Genomic DNA, 16555 nt, shown 5'->3' on the forward strand with positions numbered 1-16555 from the left:
TCACGGCGGCCAGCATGCCAGCCGGGATAAGCAGGGCGACAGCGGTTTCGGCACAGATCCGGGAAGCGTCGGGGTGACCCCGACTCGGCCCCTGATCCGCACAGGCGGGAGGATGGAACCCATGCAGCTTCGCACCGACCTCCGTAACGTCGCCATCATCGCTCACGTCGACCACGGCAAGACCACCCTGGTCGACGCCATGTTGCGGCAGGCCGGTGCCTACGGCGCCCGCGGTGAGACGACCGAGCGGGTGATGGACTCGGGGGACCTGGAACGGGAAAAGGGCATCACCATTCTCGCCAAGAACACCGGCGTGCGGTACCTGCCGGCAGACGGCTCCGACCCGGTCACCATCAACATCATCGACACCCCTGGGCACGCCGACTTCGGCGGCGAGGTGGAGCGGGGCCTCACCATGGTCGACGGCGTGGTGCTGCTCGTCGACGCGAGTGAGGGCCCCCTGCCGCAGACCCGCTTCGTGCTGCGCAAGGCGCTTCGCGCCCGGATGCCGATCATCCTGGTGATCAACAAGGTGGACCGCCCCGACGCCCGGATCAAGGAGGTCGTGGACGACACCTACGAACTCTTCCTCGACCTGGACGCCGACGAGGAGCAGATCGACTTCCCGATCGTCTACGCCTGCGCCCGCGACGGCATCGCCTCGCTCACCCAGCCCGCCGACGGCTCGGTCCCTGATGACAGCGAGAGCCTGGAGCCGCTGTTCCGCACCCTGCTGGACACCATCCCGCCGCCCGCGTACGACGAGGGCGCGCCGTTGCAGGCGCACGTGACCAACCTCGACGCCTCGCCGTTCCTCGGCCGGCTGGCCCTGTGCCGGGTCCGACAGGGCACCATCGCCAAGGGTCAGACCGTCGCCTGGTGTCGCACCGACGGCACCAACCAGCGGGTCCGCATCTCCGAGATGCTGATGACCGAGGGCCTGGAGCGCAGGCCGGCCGAGTCGGCCGGACCAGGCGACATCATCGCGGTCGCCGGCATCCCGGAGATCATGATCGGCGAGACCCTCGCCGACGCGGAGAACCCGGTTGCGCTGCCGCTGATCACCGTCGACGAGCCGGCCATCTCGATGACCATCGGCACCAACACCTCGCCGCTGGTCGGCCGGGTCAAGGGCGCCAAGGTCACCGCCCGGATGGTCAAGGACCGCCTGGACAAGGAGCTGGTCGGCAACGTCTCCCTGCGGGTGCTGCCCACCGAGCGGCCCGACGCCTGGGAGGTACAGGGCCGCGGCGAGCTGGCCCTGGCGATCCTGGTCGAGCAGATGCGCCGCGAGTCCTTCGAGCTGACCGTCGGCAAGCCGCAGGTGGTCACCAGGGAGATCGACGGGAAGACCTGTGAGCCGGTGGAGCGGCTGACCATCGACGCGCCGGAGGAGTACCTGGGCGCGATCACCCAGCTCCTCGCGACCCGCAAGGGCCGGATGGAGCAGCTGGTCAACCACGGCACCGGCTGGATCCGGATGGAGTGGCTGGTCCCGGCGCGCGGCCTGATCGGCTTCCGCACCGAGTTCCTCACCGACACCCGGGGCACCGGCATCCTGCACCACGTCTTCGAGTCCTACGAGCCGTGGTTCGGCGAGCTGCGCACCCGCAACAACGGCTCCCTTGTCGCCGACCGGTCCGGCGCGGTCACCTCGTTCGCCATGATCAACCTTCAGGAGCGCGGCCAGCTCTTCGTCGACCCGACCACCGAGGTGTACGAGGGCATGATCGTCGGGGAGAACTCCCGCTCCGACGACATGGACGTCAACATCACCAAGGAGAAGAAGCTCACCAACATGCGGGCCTCTTCCTCCGACGAGACCGAGAAGCTGATCCCGCCGCGCAAGCTGTCCCTGGAGCAGGCCCTGGAGTTCTGCCGCGAGGACGAGTGCGTCGAGGTGACCCCGGCGTCCGTGCGCATCCGCAAGGTCGTCCTCGACCAGACGCAGCGCGCCCGCGCGACCGCCCGCCGCAAGCACGCCGGCTGACGGCCGAGCACGACGTACCGGGCGGGCCGGGAGGGATCACCTCCCGGCCCGCTCCGCGTCCGGCCTCCTACGTCCGGCCCCCGCACCCGGCCCGTCGGCGGCCGGATCCGCTACGGTCACCGGCATGATCTGGGACGAGCTCGACGCGCATCTGGACACGCTGCCGGGCACCGTGTCGGCGTACCTGGGCCGGCTCGACGCCGCCCCCACCTGGACCCGCCACCCCGACGCCACCCACTACGCAGCCAGCACCATGAAGGTCGCCGTACTGCTGGCCCTGCACCGGGCGGCCGAGGCCGGCACCCTCGACCTGGCCGCCCCCGTCGACGTACGCAACGAGTTCGACTCCGCCCGGCCCGGCGCGCCCCGGTTCTCCTGCGCCCGGCACTACGACAACGACGAGGCCGTCTGGCAGCGGGAGGGCCACGGCGCACCCCTGCGCTGGCTCGCCGAGCGGATGATCGTGCGCTCCAGCAACCTGGCCACCAACGTCTGCCTCGGCCACGTCGGGCTGCCCGCCGTGGCCGACGCCTGGGCGCTCGCCGGCGCCCGGCACAGCGTCACCGGGCGCGGCATCGAGGACTTCGCCGCCCGGGAGGCCGGGATCACCAACCTGGTCACCGCCGCCGACCTGGCGGCCCTGCTCGGCGGGCTGGCCGCCGGGGCGATCCGGCCCGGGCCGCTCGCCTCCCCCGCAGGCTGCGCCGCCATGCTCGATGTCCTGTTCGCCCAGGAGTTCCGCGAGGATCTCGCCGCCGGGCTGCCCGAGGGGGTCCGCATCGCCCACAAGAACGGCTGGGTACGCGGCGTCCGGCACGGTGCCGGGGTGATCTACCCGCCCGACGCCCCGCCGTACGTGCTGGTCGTCTGCACCACCACCGACCTCGCCGACGGGGGTGCCACCGGCGACGAGTCCTCCGACGACGCCTGCCTGGTGCTCGCCGACATCTCCGCCCGGGCCTGGGCTGCCCGCCACGACCTGTGCCCCGCCGGCTAGACCCGCCCCCGGCAGGCGCCGCCACTGCGACCCACGCACCTGGCAGACGCCGCGCCGGTCCAGCTCGCATCCGGCAGACGCCGCGCCGGCCCAGCTCGCATCCGGCAGACGCCGCGCCGGCCCGCCACGCACCTGGCAGGCCCGGCGCGGTGGTGTTCCCACCCCCGCCGCGCGCCGGCCTCAGTCCAGCAGGCTGCCCCGCAGCGCCGCCAGGTGCGCGTCGGTCAGGCCCAACCCGTCGCGCAGGTACCGGTCGAACGAGCCGTGCACCCGGCGGACCTCGTCGTACGCGGCGTCCAGGTACTCACCGCGCACCTCCATCAGCGGCCGGATCGCCGCCTCCGCCAGCTCCGGCTGCCGGGCCCGCATCGCGGTGAGGATGACCTCCTTGAGGCTCTCCGTCTGCTCGTTGGTCCGCAGGTAGTCCGCCCGGATCGCCGCCTCGTCCACGCCCAGCGCGGTGAGCAGGACCACCGACAGCCAGCCCGTGCGGTCCTTGCCGGCCGAACAGTGGAACAGCAGCGGCAGGTTCCCCGCGTCGGCGGCCAGCCGGGCCGCCCCGCCGAAGCCCACCCTGGCCGCCTCCCCGGTGACGAACCACCGGTAGATCCCCGCCATCGCCGCCGGGCTGCCCTGCATGGCCAGCGTCGCCTCCGCGCCCAGGTTGTGCCCGAGCAGCACCTCCGACACCGCCGTGAAGACCGGGTGGGCCTCGTCGTACACCGGAAGTCGCACCACCCGGGGCTCGCCGGCCAGCCGGTTCGGCGGTGCCGCCGCGATCTCCGAGTCGTCGCGCAGGTCCACCACACAGGCCGGGGCGATCCTCCCCAGCGTCGACAGGTCGTCGTCGGTCAACCGACCCAGCGCCGGTGTCCGGATCAACCGGCCCGCCCGCACCCGCCGCCCATCCGCACCCACCATGCCGCCGAGGTCACGCGCGTTCGGTGCGCCAACCAGTTCCCAGCCCTGCCCCGTCATCCGGCCTCCCCTGTCGTCGTGCGCTGCCGTATAGGGTGCCGCACATGACAATCGCCGTGGTGCGCACCCACCGGCTCTCCGCGCCCCTGCACACCCCGTTCGTGACGGCGCTGCGCCGTACCACCACCGTGGACACCCTGATCGTGGAGCTGGTCGACGAGGACGGACGGTCCGGGTTCGGCGAGGCGCCGCAGGTGTGGCAGGTGACCGGGGCGTCGCTGGCCGGCGCCGAGGCCTGCGTCCGGGAGATGCTCGCACCGGTTCTGGTCGGGCGGGACGCCGACGACCTGGTGGCCCGCTGCGTCGAGGTGCAGCGCGCGGTGGCCGGCAACGAGGCCGCCAAGGCCGCGGTGGACACCGCGCTGCACGACCTGGCCGCGCGCCGGCTCGGCGTACCCCTGGTGCGGTTGCTCGGCGGCACGGCCCTGCGGGTGCCGACGGACGTCACCCTGGCCGCGGGCGACGCCGCCGACCTGGCCGCTGCCGCGCGGCAGCGGCGGGCCGAGGGATTCGCGGTGCTGAAACTGAAGGTGGGCACCGACGCGGCGGGCGACCTGGAACGGGTCCGCGCGGTCCGCGCCGCCGTCGGCCCTGGCGTGCAGATCCGGCTGGACGCCAACCAGGGCTGGACGCCCCGCGAGGCGGTCCGGGTGATCCGCGGCATCGAGGACGCGGGGCTGGACGTGGAGCTGGTGGAGCAGCCGGTGGCCCGCTGGGACCTCGACGGGCTGGCCTGGGTCAGCGACCGGGTCGGCGTGCCGATCCTGGCCGACGAGTCGGTCTTCGGCGTGCGCGACCTGGTCGAGGTCATCCGCCGCCGGGCCGCCGACATGGTCAACGTCAAGCTCGCCAAGTGCGGCGGCCTGCACGCCGCCCGGACCCTGCTCGACCTGGCCGCCGCGCACGGCGTCGGCACCATCGTCGGTTCGATGATGGAGAGCCAGGTCGGGGTGGGGGCCGCAGCCAGCCTGGTCGCCGCGTACCGGACCACCGCCGTCTCCGACCTCGACGCCGCCTGGTGGCTGGCCTGGTCGCCGGTGCGCGGCGGCATCCGGTACGACGGGGCGACGGTGCTGCTGCCGGACTCCCCCGGCCTCGGCATCGCCTCCGTGTCTGTAGCAAATATGCGATCGCCCGGTTGATGCTCGGCACTTTCTTTCATAGGGTCACGGCAGGTGACATCGGAGCTGGGAGTGGACGTGGAACTGCAACCGGGCCATGAGGCCGTCGTCCGGGTCGCGGTCGCGACCCTGTGGACCAGCCCCGAGGAGGTACGCCCCGTCGACCGCCCCGCCCTCGACCCGCAAGCCGACGTCGCCGCCTGGATCTCCGGCATGGACCCCGAGCAGCAGGTGGGTGACTGCGTCCTGAGCCAACTGCTGTTCGGGGAACGGGTGCTGGTCACCGCGCTGCGCCCCGACGGCTGGGCGCACGTGGTGGCCGTCGAGCAGCCCTCGGCCACCCATGACTCGCGCGGCTACCCGGGCTGGCTGCCGGCCGCCCAGCTCGCCCCCGTCGCACCCGACGACCCGCAGGGACCGGACGCCCCCTGGGTCGTCGACGCGACCGTCACCGCCCTGCGTACGGCCCCGGGCGGCGAGCCGGTCGTCGCCGGCATCGTCCTCGGCACCCGGTTGGCCCCGGCGGGCCCACCGGCCGACGGATGGCGCCCCGTGCACGCCTCCGGGCACGACCGGCCGCTCTGGCTACCCGACAGCCACCTCGTGCCCCTGCCCACCGAGCCGCCGCCCGCCCGGGACGTGCTGGCCGTCGCCGCCCGACTGCGCGACGTGATCTACGTCTGGGGCGGATTGTCGACGTACGGGATCGACTGCTCCGGCCTGGTGCACCTGGCCTGGCGGCGGTTCGGCGTGGTGCTGCCCCGCGACGCCGCCGACCAGGCCCGGGCCACCACCCCGCTGCCGCTGGGCGCCGAACGACCCGGCGACCTGTACTTCTTCGCCCGGCCCGGCCGGCAGATCCACCACATCGGCTTCGTCAGCGCCGAGCCGGACGCCGCAGCGAACCGGCGCCTCCTACACGCCTGCTACCAGCATCGGGGCGTGGTGGAGGAGGCGATGCCGGCAGGCCGGACCGCCACCCTGGTCGGCGTGCACCGGGTCTGACCCGTCGCCCAGCTAAGCCCAACCCAGGCCCGGCCAACCGGGCACGGGGCACTGCGGCATGGCGCAACCCGCCCGGCACCGACGCCAAGGGGCGCTCCCGGTGCGGGAGCGCCCCTTGGCGTCGGGTGGGTTGTCAGCCCCGGGCGGCGGTCAGCTCTCGCCGCCGGTCCCGGGCCGACTTGATCAGGCTGGCCACGGTCGCCACCAGCAGGGTGCCGAGGATGACCACCAGGGAAAGCCAGATCGGGATGTGCGGGGCCCAGCCCACCGGCTCCCCGCCGTTGACGAACGGCAGGTTGTTGTCGGCCAGCGCCTCCAGCACCAGCTTCACGCCGATGAAGCCGAGGACCACGGACAACCCGATGCTCAGGTAGATCAACCGGTCCAGCAGCCCGCCCAGCAGGAAGTAGAGCTGGCGCAGCCCCATCAGCGCGAACACGTTCGCGGTGAAGACCAGGTACGGCTCCTGGGTGATGCCGAAGATCGCCGGGATCGAGTCCAGCGCGAAGATCAGGTCGGTGGTGCCGATCGCGATCATGACGACCAACATCGGGGTGAACAGCCGGCGGCCGCGCTCGTGCGTGATCATCTTCGCGCCGTCGTAGTCCCGGGAGATCGGCAGCGCCCGCCGGCTCCACCGGATCAGCAGGTTCTCGGAGAAGTCGTCCTCGTTCGGCTCACCCTGCCGGAAGAAGTTGATCGCCGTGTAGATGAGGAACGCGCCGAACAGGTAGAAGACCCAGGAGAACTGCGAGATCAGCGCCGCACCGGCGGCGATGAACCCGCCGCGCATTACCAGCGCCAGCACGATGCCGATGAGCAGCACCTTCTGCTGGTACGGCCGGGGCACCCCGAAGCGGGCCATGATGATCACGAAGACGAAGAGGTTGTCCACCGAGAGGCTGTACTCGGTGAGCCAGCCGGTGTAGAACTCGCCGGCCACGCCGGGGCCGGCTGCGAGCCAGAGCCCCACGCCGAAGACCAGGGCCAGCCCGACGTAGAAGGCGACCCATAGACTTGACTCTCGGACGCTCGGCTCGTGCGGCCGGCGGCCGATGATCAGCAGGTCGACGACCAGAACCGCTGTCAGTGCGACGAGGGTTACCGCCCACACCAATCCGGACACGTTCAATCCAATCCTCCGGCAGACACGCGGCGTCGGGCACACCGTACGCCCCATGCGGGCGGGCGGGTTGCGGCAACGCGAAACAGTGGTGGCTGTCGGAGGTCTCTTCCGCCAGCGGCCCACGTGTGGACCGCTGACCGACGGAGCCGGGTCGCGCCACCGGGGGCGATGGTCGACCGTGCTGACGACTCCGTCACGGGGGAATACTCCCCTCCTTCGCCACCATTCTTCCCCATCGAGGCCTCCGGCCGCATCTTCGGGACCGCACATCGACGATCCCACCACGTCCGGCGTGACGGAAGTCTCCGCCCGTAGAGCTTCCTAGGAGGCCATCCCGGAACCGGTGCTGCCCGCTCGGCGGTCGCACACCTCCCGCCACCAGCCCGCCCGACGCCGATCGAGGCGGCCAGCGCCCGCAGAGATCCGCATCAGGCCGGGCAGCGATCAACTTGCTGCTGAAACACGGAAAGAGTGGCCACGCAGCGATGCCGAGGCCACTCTTTCCGTGTTTCAGCGCGATCTTGCTCGGCGGCGGAACGTGGAAGGGCAGGGCGGGGGCGGGGGCGGGCGGGGGCGGGCGGGGGCGGGCGGGGGCGGGCGGGGGCGGGCGGGGGCGGGCGGGGGCGGGCGGGCGCGGGGCGGGGCGGGGCGGGGGCGGGCGGGCGCGGGGCGCGGGGGGCGGGCTGGTCCGAGGGGCGGGACAGTGCCCCCGCGTCGTCCGTCCCGGACGGGTACGTGGCAGGCTCAGGGGCATGGTGCTTGAGGTCGCGCTCATCGATGTGGTGCCCGGACACGAGGACACGTTCGCCGCCGCGTACGCGCAGGGTCACGAGATCCTCGCGACGACGCCCGGCTGCCGCTCGGTGCGGATGACCCGCGGCATCGAGTCGCCGTCGCGATTCGTGCTGCTGGTCGAGTGGGACTCCGTCGAGGCGCACGAGGCGAACTTCCGGGGCACCGAGCGGTTCACCCGGTGGCGGGAGCTGATCGGCCCACACTTCGCCGGCCCGCCGCTGGTCGAGCACTTCGTCGACGTCCCTGCCTGAGCGACCCCGGCACTGCGGGTGCGCCCGCCGGTGCGCTTGACGGGTGCGCCCGCCGTAGCGGTCGGCCGCCGAATGTCGTACCCCCCGCCTACAGTGCGCCTGACGCGCCGGCCACCGGTGCCGACGGGCTCGGGGCCGCCGGGCCCGGTGGCGGCGTGGCGACAATCCGGGCTCAGTCCTGCGGCGGGCGGGGCCGGGGCACCGCCGCCACCTCCTCCGGCCGCACGCGGAAGGCCAGTGGATGGCCGCCCGGACCCGTCGGCGACGGCAACGCCGGATCGTCGGCCAGCCGGGCCAGCAGCGCCGTCGTCTCGGCTGCCGGGAGGGCGGAGTCGAGCATCCGGTCGACCACGGCGTCGTACCAGGCGAGGTCGGCGGCGGAGACCAGCCGGACATCGGTGGTCAGCGCCTCAAGCATCACGGTGCGCGGGTCGGCCGGGTCGGGGAAGGAATACCGGGCGAACGGGGTCAGCGGATGGGCGGCGCCGGTCGTGACGCCGGGCGGCACCACCCTGATCGTCACGTTCGGCTTGCGGGACAGGAGGGCCAGGTGGCGGACCTGCTCGCGCCAGACCCCTTCCGGCAACCCACCCGGGCCGCAGGCGGTGAACTCCAACAGCGCCGTGTACTGCGGCGGCTCGGCCCGGTGCAAGACCTCCTGCCGAACCAGCCGGGCCCGTACGTCGGCCTCCACGTCGACGTCGGGGTGCAGCAGCCGGGCGACCCCGAGACGCAGCCGGGCGTACGCCGGGGTCTGCAACAGGCCCGGCACGACGGCCGGCTGGTACTCCACCACGGTCGCCGCCCCGGCCTCCAGCTCGGCGTACGCACGCTGGCGCTCGCCCATCCCGCCGAGAGTCTTCCACCAGCCACGACCGATGGCCGCGTCCCGGGCGATGACGATCAGCGCGTCGCGTTCCTCGGCGGCGACCCGGTAGACATCGAGCAGGTCGAGCACGTCGGCGAGATCGGGGCGGCTCTGGCCCAGCTCGATGCGGGACAGCTTGGAGGTCGATGCCCAGCCCAGCCGCTCACAGACCTGCTCAAGGGTGAGCTCCTCCCGCCTGCGTAGCTGGCGCAACTCGGCACCGAGTCGCGCACGTCGGATCACCGGACTCGTTGGCAACGGCATCCCCGCCTCCCAGGACGGAGAGTACGCAGATCGATCACACGCTGCAATACCTTGCTCGCCGTCCGCAACGGGTGCCGGTGGTGCCCCGTGACCGCCACCCGCACCCGAGGGCGGGTCAGGGACGGTAGGTGCCGAACGACCAGATGTTGCCGACCAGGTCCCGGGCGGCGTAGTCCCGGGAGCCGTAGTCGGTGTCGAACGGTTCGCGGATGATCCGGGCACCGGCGGCCCGCGCCTGGGCGTGATGGGCGTCCACGTCGTCGACCGCGACATAGACCGCGTAGTCGTCCTCGGCCGGGCGGGACCGGGGGCCGGGGCCCGCGCCGAGCATGACCATGCCCGTCTCCCGCACCAGCTGGACGTGGACGACGGTCCCGTCCGGCGCGCGGTGCACCGCCCGGGGTTCGAGGCCGAAGGCGGCGTGCAGCCAGTCGACGGCGGCTTGGAGGTCGGGATACCGGAGGATCGGGTAGATCGTACGCATACCCCGATTCTGCGGGCGGCCGGTCAGCGGGGATTGGACGAATGTGACCGCGAACCGACGAGGCCAGCCGGGGTGTCCCCGGCGAACTCGCGGAAGTCGCGGATCAGGTGGGACTGGTCGTAGTAGCCGCAGGCCGCCGCCAGCTCCGCGCCGGCGGGCCGGCCCCCCAGGCCGTACGGGTCCCGGCGGACGTGCCCGGCCGCGCCGCCCGACCCGCCGCCGCCGTGCTCGGCCGGACCCGTCCCGCGCTCGTCCGCGCCGCCGGGCCCCGCCGGCGCACCGCCGGGCGGGGTGCCGGTCAGCAGGGCGTACGCCCCCTGGAAGCGCAGCAGCCGAGCGGTCGTCTTCGGGGTGAGCCCCAGTTCCCGGCGGAACCGTGCCGCCAGGTGCCGGCGGCTGCACCCCAGCTCCTCGGCGAGCGCCCCGACGCCCACCAGCCCGCCGCTGCGGGCGAGCCGCCCCCAGGCCCACCGCAGCGCGGGATCCACCGGGTCGGCCACGGCGAGCCTGGCCCCGATCGCGGCGTCGAGCAGCGCGAACCGCCCGGCCCAGTCGGGCGTGTCGGCCAACCGCCCACGCAGCCGGTCGAGCCAGCCGCCGGGAAGCTGCTCCGCCGCGAGGGCCCGGTTGGTCAGCTCACCGAGCGGCACGCCGAGCATCCGACGGGCGGCCGGCGGGGTGAGCGTGAGCTGCACCCCGGTGCCGGCCCCGACCGTGCTGGTGGTGCACCACGCGTCGAAGGTGCCGGCCACGAACGAGTCCACCCGGTACGCCGACCTGGCGGGGTCGCGCGGATCGACGATGTCCAGCGGGGCTCCCCAGCCGAGTACGACCACCACGAAGGCCCCGGCCACCTCGCGACGGCGCAGCTCCCGCTCGACGCGCTGCCGGTAGCCGAGGTAGTGGCCGACGAACGGGCGCAGCGCCGGGGCGGGCAGACCGACGACGGCCTCGTCGAGCGGGTCGACCGGGGCAGCCGCCCGCTCGCGGGTGGGGTGCGACGGCCCGGTGGGATGCGACGGCGGGGCACCGGAACCCACCGACCCGGTGCCTTCCCCGGGGGCCCGTTCCCCGGTCACTTCACGCCGGCCGCGTCCATCCCCCGCAACTCCTTCTTGAGGTCGGAGACCTCGTCGCGAATGCGGGCGGCCAGCTCGAACTGCAGCTCACGGGCGGCGGCCAGCATCTGGTCGTTGAGCTCCTGGATGAGCTGGGCCAGGTCGGCCCGGGCCATCCCCTCACGGGACGGGCCCGCCGCGCCGATCCGGCTGCGGCTGCGGGTCTCCTTGACCGGCGCCTTGCCCCGGGAAAGCTGCCGCGCCGCCCCGCCGATCCGGGAGTTCTCGGTGTCCTCCGCCTCCCGGTAGATGTCGTCGAGGATGTCGTGAATCTTCTTGCGCAGCGGCTCGGGGCTGATGCCGTGCGCCTTGTTGTGGGCGATCTGCTTGTCCCGGCGCCGGTTGGTCTCCTCGATCGCCGTCGCCATCGACGGGGTGATCTTGTCCGCGTACATGTGCACCTGGCCGGAGACGTTCCGGGCGGCCCGGCCGATGGTCTGGATCAACGACCGGCCGCTGCGCAGGAAGCCCTCCTTGTCGGCGTCGAGGATCGCCACGAGGGACACCTCGGGCAGGTCGAGGCCCTCCCGGAGCAGGTTGATGCCGACCAGCACGTCGTAGTCGCCCTTGCGCAGCTCGCTCAGCAGCTCCACCCGGCGCAACGTGTCCACCTCCGAGTGCAGGTAGCGCACCCGGATGCCGTTCTCCAGCAGGTAGTCGGACAGGTCCTCGGCCATCTTCTTGGTCAGCGTGGTGACCAGGACCCGCTCGTCCCGCTCGGTGCGCAGCTTGATCTCGTGCATGAGGTCGTCGATCTGCCCCCGGGTGGGCTTCACCACCACCTCGGGGTCGAGCAGGCCGGTCGGGCGGATCACCTGCTCGACGAACTCGCCCTGGGCCCGCTCCAGCTCCCACGGGCCGGGAGTGGCGGAGAGGAAGACCATCTGGCCGACCCGCTCCAGGAACTCGTCGAAGCGCAGCGGCCGGTTGTCGCCGGCGCTCGGCAGCCGGAAGCCGTGGTCGATGAGCATCCGCTTGCGGGAGGCGTCGCCCTCGTACATGCCGCCGATCTGGGGGATCGTCACGTGCGACTCGTCGACGACGGTGAGGAAGTCGTCCGGGAAGTAGTCGATCAGGCAGTGCGGCGGGCTGCCGGGCTGCCGGCCGTCGATGTGCATGGAGTAGTTCTCGATGCCGGAGCAGAAGCCGACCTGACGCATCATCTCCAGGTCGTAGGTGGTGCGCATCCGCAGCCGCTGCGCCTCCAGCAGCTTGCCCTGCCGCTCCAGCTCGGCGAGCCGCTCGGCCAGCTCGGCCTCGATGTCGCGGGTGGCCCGCTCCATCCGCTCCGGGCCTGCGGCGTAGTGCGTGGCCGGGAAGATCATCAGAGCGTCGACCTCACGGACCACGTCACCGGTCAGCGGGTTGAGGTAGTAGAGCTTCTCCACCTCGTCGCCGAACAGCTCGACCCGGATGGCCAACTCCTCGTACGCCGGGATGATCTCCAGCGTGTCGCCGCGCACCCGGAACGTGCCCCGCTGGAAGGACATGTCGTTGCGGGTGTACTGGATGTCGACGAGGCGACGCAGCAGCTGGTCGCGGTCGAGCTCCTGCCCGACGGCGACCCGGACGGCCCGGTCGAGGTATTCCTCCGGGGTGCCCAGGCCGTAGATCGCCGAGACCGTGGCCACCACGACCACGTCGCGGCGGGTGAGCAGCGACATGGTCGTCGAGTGCCGCAACCGCTCGACCTCCTCGTTGACCGAGGAGTCCTTCTCGATGTAGGTGTCGGTCTGCGGGATGTAGGCCTCGGGCTGGTAGTAGTCGTAGTAGGAGACGAAGTATTCCACCGCGTTGTGCGGCAGCAGCTCGCTGAACTCCTTCGCCAGCTGGGCGCAGAGCGTCTTGTTGGGGGCGAGCACCAGGGTGGGGCGCTGCAACCGCTCGACGAGCCAGGCCGTGGTGGCGCTCTTTCCCGTGCCGGTCGCGCCGAGCAGGACCGTGTTGCGATCTCCGCGCCGCACCCGACGCTCCAGATCGTCGATGGCTGCCGGCTGGTCGCCGGCCGGCTGGAAATCGCTGACCACCTGGAATCGGCCGTCGAGCCGGGGAATGTCGAGCGCCATGACCCCAACCGTACGCCGGGGGCCCGACACAACGTGGCGACCACCGTCAGTCAGTGATCGGCTTCAATATTCGCATTGTGTGGCACATCTCACCGCGCTAGGGTATGGGCCGTAGGCCGCTCGCGGCGGCCGTCCGGGCCGGCGGCCTGGCCTCAACGGCCGGCGCCCCCGGCACAGGGGGTCGCAGCACCCGGACATCACCGGCGTGCGCACCCCCGGTGGTCGCGCGACGCGCAGACCGGCCGCCGCGAGCGCCCCACCAGGGGCGATTCGTGCGTCACCTGTCACGCGCGCCGGCCGTTCATCCTGCCGTGGACAACTCCCCCGACCCGACGCCCCGACCCGACCGGGATCGCCGCCCACCGGGCGCCTGCGGCGCCGCATTCGACCGGGACCCGCGTGGGCCGGGCGCCGACGCCGCACCCGACCGGAGCCGTCACCTTTCGGCAACCGACGGCGCAGGCGACCGGCGCGACAGCCGGCGTCGGCGTACCACCGTGGTCGCCCTCGGGGCGATCGCCGTCGCCTCCGCCGCGGGCCTGGCCGCCGGTCTGCTGACCTGGGCGCCGGCGGCCCCGGAGCCGGCCCGGCCGCTGACCCCCGCCGAGGCGGAGCGGCTCGCCGCCGTCCGGGTCACCAACCACCGGGACGTCCGGTCCGGCCTGCGGATCACGATCGGCACCGCCGCCGCCCGCACCGACGTGGTGGGCTGGGTGGACTGGTCCCGGCCGCTGGCCTACGTGGACGTCGGCGGCCCGGGGGCCGGGCGGGGCCGGGGCCTGGTCCAGGCCACCCCCGGGCTGCTGATGGCCCGGCCCGACCCCACGGCGGTGCCGGCCCCGGCATCCCCGCCCATGGTGCCCCCGGTCGACGGGTGGCGGGTCGCCGACGGGGACGCCGCCCGCCCCCTGCGCCCCACCCTCGACCTGCTTTTCGCGCTCGCCGCGCCCCGGACCGAGCCGGCCGGGGCGATCCCTGCCGGCACCGCCCGGTGGCTGGCCCGCGCCGAGGCCGGCAGGCAGCCCGTGGACGTCCTCCAGGCCCCGCTGCCCGACGACGCCGGCCGGCAAGGACCGCACGAGGCCCCGGAAGCCGGCCGACCGGCCACGTCGACCCCACGCACCGCTTCCCACCCAGCCGGCCCCACGGGCCCGCCCACGGCGTCCCCACCGCGAGCCGGCATCGCGGGCTGGCCCGGCCCGGCGGTGAGCCTGCCGGCCGCAGCCGCCAGGCCCGCCGGGACCGCGCTCCTCGACGGGGCGGCACGCTGGTGGATCGATCGGGACACCCGGTTGCACCGGTTGGAGGGACGCCTCCCCGGCGGCGTGCCGGTGACGGTGGAACTGCAACGGGCCAACCGGCCGGTGCTGTGGCCGGTGGCGGCGCTGGGCGGCCGGGCGGGGCTGCCCAGGGCGCTCACCGAGCCCGAGGAGGACCGGCTCGCGCGAGCGGCGGCCCGGATGCGCGCCGCGGGCGGCGCGGCTGCGACCTTCACCGCGCCCGTCGCCCCAGGCGTCACCCTGCGCGGCACGGGCTGGGTCAGCTGGACCGAACGGGCCGCGTACCTGTCGGTCGGTGCCCGCGACGCACCCGCCGGGCGGACCCTGCGCCGCTACGACGCCGCCGGGGTCTGGTCGGCGCCGTACGCCGGGGACGCGCTCGTCGCGCCGCCGCTGCCGCCCCCACGCGCCGGACACACCTGGGAACGCGGCAGGACCGGCGTTGACGACGTCGACGTGCTGCTGGCCGCCGCGCTGCGGGTGGGCTCGGCGACCAGGCCACCCCGGTCAGCCACCCGGATCCGTGGGGACCGCCTCGCCGACCGGACCGTCGACGTCATCGAGGTGGACGCCCAGCCCGTCCGGCTGCGCTACTGGATCGACAAGACGGGCCTGCTCCGCCGGCTGGAGCTGCGTACCCGGCTCGGCACCTACGCCCAGCTCGACCTCGTGCCGGGGCGGGCGCCGGCGCTGCCCTCGCCCGTCCCGCCCGCCCGCGAGCCGGGGCGCTGACGCCCGGTCGCCGCCCTGCCCCGCAGCCCAGGACGGTTACGACGGGTCAGGGCCGCCAGCCGCTCCGTGCCGCCCACTCCTCGGCGAGGTGGTGCTCCTCGTCGAACCACGGGTCCTTGGCGGTGGTGTACGCCACTGTGTCCGGCGCGCTGGCCGCCAGTTCCCGCTTGAGCGCCAGGTACGCCGCCCGCTGGTCCGGGTCCGCGCGCAGGTGGTCCCGCATCAGCAAGGCGTAGCGCCAGCCGGGCGAGCCCGCCGGACGCAGGTGCAGGTGCACCGGGCGGTCGGGGTCGGCGCTGCCGTGCAGACGCTTCTCCCACCGGTCGCGGCCCTCCGGCCGGGGGTTGTCCCACCACTGGCCGGGCAGCCGGGGAAACCCCGCGGCGGCGAGTCGGTCCGCCAGCGGACCGTCCGCCTCGGCCAGGCTCGGCACCGTGAGCTGGATGTCGATGACGTCCTTGGCCGCCAGGCCGGACACGGCGGTCGACCCGATGTGGTCGATCCGCAGGTCGGCGGGGGCGATCGCGTGCCGGATCCGGGCCGCCAGCCGGGCGTACTGCTGGGGCCAGGTGGGGTCGGGTTCGGTCAGCCTCACCCGCTCGGGGCGCACCGCGCGCCGGTCTCGCACGTTCGCCTCGTACGGCAGCAGCCGGTCCCGCCATAGCCGGTCCACCGCGGCGTACAGCTCGTCGAGGGTGCCGTCGTTGGACAGCACCACGTCGGCCGCCGCCCGGCGGCGGGCGTCGTCGGCCTGCGCGGCGATCCGCCGCTCGGCGTCCGCCCGGTCCATGCCCCGGTCGCGCTCCAGCCTGGTCAGCCGGGTCGCCACCTCCGCCCGCACGACGACCACCAGGTGGTACGTCGGGGCGAGCCCGACCTCGACCAGCAGCGGCACGTCGTTGACGACGACCGCGTCCGGTGCCGCCGCCGCGACGAGTTCGGCGCTGCGGGCCCGGACCCGGGGATGGGTGATCGCCTCCAGCCGGCGGCGGGCCGCCTCGTCGGCGAAGACGACCGCGCCCAGCGCGGCCCGGTCCAGTGCGCCGTCGGGGCCGAGCACCCGGTCGGAGAAGGCGGCGACGATCTCCGCCAGTCCTTCGCTGCCCGGGGCGACCACCTCCCGGGCGATCCGGTCGGAGTCGATCAACACCGCGCCGAGCGCGGCCAGCCGCGCCGCGACAGCACTCTTGCCGGACGCGATTCCGCCGGTCAGTCCCACCATCAACACCGGACCAGTCAACCGGATCCCGGGCGCCGAGCCAAACCGGCCCGACGGCCGGTGCCGGGGTGCAGGGTGCCGGCACCGATGGTGGCCCACGGTCGTGCTCGATCTTGCGGGGGCCGAGCAGAACGCGGACAGGCACGACGCGGGACGGGCACGACACCCCGCAGGGCCCTCCCTCCCCCGCAGGGGCCGGGCATGGCGAGGGCCCCGCCCCCGGCGACCCGGTGAAACCGGATCGGCGGGGACGGGGCCCGT

At 73.8% G+C, this 16555-nt stretch carries 13 protein-coding genes; 6 read left to right on the top strand and 7 right to left on the bottom strand.

From position 1 onward, the window contains the following. Positions 1 to 121: 121 nt before the first annotated feature. Complete coding sequence (typA, locus tag ACQPZO_RS21195; protein ID WP_433343371.1) at positions 122 to 1990, top strand: translational GTPase TypA; 1869 nt, start codon at positions 122 to 124, stop codon at positions 1988 to 1990. A gap of 124 nt (positions 1991 to 2114) precedes the next feature. Next, positions 2115 to 2987, top strand: coding sequence for a serine hydrolase (locus ACQPZO_RS21200; protein WP_433343372.1), 873 nt, complete (start codon positions 2115 to 2117; stop codon positions 2985 to 2987). A gap of 180 nt (positions 2988 to 3167) precedes the next feature. Here ACQPZO_RS21200 and ACQPZO_RS21205 read toward each other — a convergent pair whose 3' ends face one another. Further along, positions 3168 to 3965, bottom strand: coding sequence for a tyrosine-protein phosphatase (locus tag ACQPZO_RS21205; RefSeq protein WP_433343374.1), 798 nt, complete (start codon positions 3963 to 3965; stop codon positions 3168 to 3170). Between the two features lie 44 nt (positions 3966 to 4009). Between ACQPZO_RS21205 and ACQPZO_RS21210 the strand changes: the two genes are divergently transcribed. Together ACQPZO_RS21210 and ACQPZO_RS21215 are read left to right on the top strand one after the other, a co-directional pair. After that, the gene (locus ACQPZO_RS21210; RefSeq protein WP_433343376.1) at positions 4010 to 5107 is read left to right on the top strand and encodes a mandelate racemase/muconate lactonizing enzyme family protein; all 1098 of its coding nucleotides are present in this window, start codon (positions 4010 to 4012) and stop codon (positions 5105 to 5107) included. A gap of 33 nt (positions 5108 to 5140) precedes the next feature. Further along, a complete protein-coding gene (locus ACQPZO_RS21215) occupies positions 5141 to 6091 on the top strand; it encodes an NlpC/P60 family protein (RefSeq protein WP_433343378.1) in 951 nt (316 codons plus the stop codon). Positions 6092 to 6224: 133 nt separating this feature from the next. On the opposite strand, the gene ACQPZO_RS21220 is transcribed toward ACQPZO_RS21215, so the two are convergent. Continuing rightward, positions 6225 to 7223 carry a TerC family protein gene (locus tag ACQPZO_RS21220; RefSeq protein WP_433343380.1) on the bottom strand — a complete coding sequence of 333 codons (999 nt, stop codon included), beginning with the start codon at positions 7221 to 7223 and terminating at the stop codon, positions 6225 to 6227. Positions 7224 to 7969: 746 nt separating this feature from the next. Here ACQPZO_RS21220 and ACQPZO_RS21225 point away from each other — a divergent pair. Then, positions 7970 to 8263 (top strand): antibiotic biosynthesis monooxygenase family protein, encoded by a 294-nt coding sequence (locus ACQPZO_RS21225; protein ID WP_396670848.1) that lies wholly within the window; start codon positions 7970 to 7972, stop codon positions 8261 to 8263. A 172-nt stretch (positions 8264 to 8435) separates the two neighbouring features. On the opposite strand, the gene ACQPZO_RS21230 is transcribed toward ACQPZO_RS21225, so the two are convergent. The 4 genes from ACQPZO_RS21230 to uvrB form a co-directional block, all read right to left on the bottom strand. Further along, entirely contained in the window at positions 8436 to 9395 is a 960-nt protein-coding gene (locus tag ACQPZO_RS21230) for a helix-turn-helix domain-containing protein (RefSeq protein ID WP_433343382.1), read from the bottom strand. A gap of 115 nt (positions 9396 to 9510) precedes the next feature. Next, positions 9511 to 9879, bottom strand: coding sequence for a VOC family protein (locus tag ACQPZO_RS21235; protein WP_433343383.1), 369 nt, complete (start codon positions 9877 to 9879; stop codon positions 9511 to 9513). A 23-nt stretch (positions 9880 to 9902) separates the two neighbouring features. Beyond that, positions 9903 to 10919, bottom strand: a complete 1017-nt coding sequence (locus ACQPZO_RS21240; protein WP_433343385.1) for a helix-turn-helix domain-containing protein — start codon at positions 10917 to 10919, stop codon at positions 9903 to 9905. A 35-nt stretch (positions 10920 to 10954) separates the two neighbouring features. Next, complete coding sequence (gene uvrB, locus ACQPZO_RS21245) at positions 10955 to 13063, bottom strand: excinuclease ABC subunit UvrB (RefSeq protein ID WP_433343386.1); 2109 nt, start codon at positions 13061 to 13063, stop codon at positions 10955 to 10957. A 311-nt stretch (positions 13064 to 13374) separates the two neighbouring features. On the opposite strand from uvrB, the gene ACQPZO_RS21250 reads away from it, so the two are divergent. Continuing rightward, positions 13375 to 15075 (top strand): hypothetical protein, encoded by a 1701-nt coding sequence (locus tag ACQPZO_RS21250; RefSeq protein WP_433343388.1) that lies wholly within the window; start codon positions 13375 to 13377, stop codon positions 15073 to 15075. 46 nt (positions 15076 to 15121) lie between these two features. On the opposite strand, the gene coaE is transcribed toward ACQPZO_RS21250, so the two are convergent. Then, the gene (gene coaE, locus ACQPZO_RS21255; protein ID WP_433343390.1) at positions 15122 to 16303 is read right to left on the bottom strand and encodes a dephospho-CoA kinase; all 1182 of its coding nucleotides are present in this window, start codon (positions 16301 to 16303) and stop codon (positions 15122 to 15124) included. Between the last annotated feature and the right edge of the window lie 252 nt (positions 16304 to 16555).

It is taken from the genome of Micromonospora sp. CA-111912 (genome assembly GCF_050948415.1).
GTDB lineage: Bacteria > Actinomycetota > Actinomycetes > Mycobacteriales > Micromonosporaceae > Micromonospora.